The 1,134-nt window shown below is 29.4% G+C and carries 2 protein-coding genes; both read right to left on the reverse strand.

The window, feature by feature from the left end:
- Positions 1 to 340: 340 nt before the first annotated feature.
- Complete coding sequence (locus COJ46_RS19530) at positions 341 to 640, reverse strand: hypothetical protein (RefSeq protein ID WP_098566213.1); 300 nt, start codon at positions 638 to 640, stop codon at positions 341 to 343.
- A 50-nt stretch (positions 641 to 690) separates the two neighbouring features.
- Positions 691 to 978 (reverse strand): hypothetical protein, encoded by a 288-nt coding sequence (locus tag COJ46_RS19535; RefSeq protein ID WP_097978998.1) that lies wholly within the window; start codon positions 976 to 978, stop codon positions 691 to 693.
- Positions 979 to 1,134 lie beyond the last annotated feature (156 nt).

Raw genomic sequence — 1,134 nt, forward strand, 5'->3', positions numbered from 1 at the left:
ATACGAGCTCTTCTAGATATAAATAAAGATGAAAATTGGGTACATAATTTGCTTTCTGACTCGAACCTATCGTTAAAACAAGTTTGTTTTGCAGAGTGGGATTCGAAGAAATTGCATATTCATACTTATTAAATATAAAAAATGAACACTGATTAGTACTAATTGGACTATGTATTTGTAAGTGAAATATATGATAGAAAGTTAGAAAGGATACTTCTAATGTGAAGTATCCTTTTTAACTTTCATCAAACAATTGACCAATAGGTTATTAATAAAAAATCAGATTTACAACTCATGATCATATTCAACTAAAGCATGCTTTAGTTGAATATGCTTCTAATTAACATTTTTCAATTACGGACCAAAATTCATCATCTTTCAATAGTTGAACAACAACATCTGTTATAGTTTTACGACTTATATCTTCTATCAATAACATATCTCTTGCCCAAAAATATTTACCATTAAGACACTCACCAGTAGCTTGGTTTTTTTCTCTTAAACTCAAAATATTTTTATATGTAATAAAGGTCGCAATTCCTTCAGTACCATCTTCGAATTTTACTTTCACATCAGTATTATCATCATATTTATCATATCCGTTTGACCATGCTTCAGCTTCAATCCAAATTTCTTTCATAATGCACCACTTTCAAGAAAAGTTTGTCTTCAACTACACAATACGTTAGTTCAATAATGTAAAAGAAATGCTAAATTTGAAAGTAATCCAAGAAGTATAAATCCAATTCCTAGTGAAAACCATAGTGATTTTACCAACCAAACTGGTAAAAATTTTAAAAAGCCCCCAAGAATAAATGTAATTATAAACCCGATACAACCTAAAAACTCATTTGCGTATACAGTTATATCTCCAGCATTAACTAAGTCTTCCTTATTATTTTCTTTTGTGATTATTCCTTGTAGGCATAGAAGACTGCCTGTAATTATCAGTCCTAATCGAATTATCCAGTTGACCACTCCATTAATCCTCCTGATAATTTTCTCCACTCTTATGTTTAATAATAGGATAATTATACAGCTTATATCGACATCTGTAATTTGGGGGATTTTTAACTTTTTACATAGAATTTTAGATAATCCTTATTCAACTAACCTGCCATTTAGTTGCATTAG

This window comes from Bacillus sp. AFS077874, from assembly GCF_002566505.1.
GTDB lineage: Bacteria > Bacillota > Bacilli > Bacillales > Bacillaceae_G > Gottfriedia.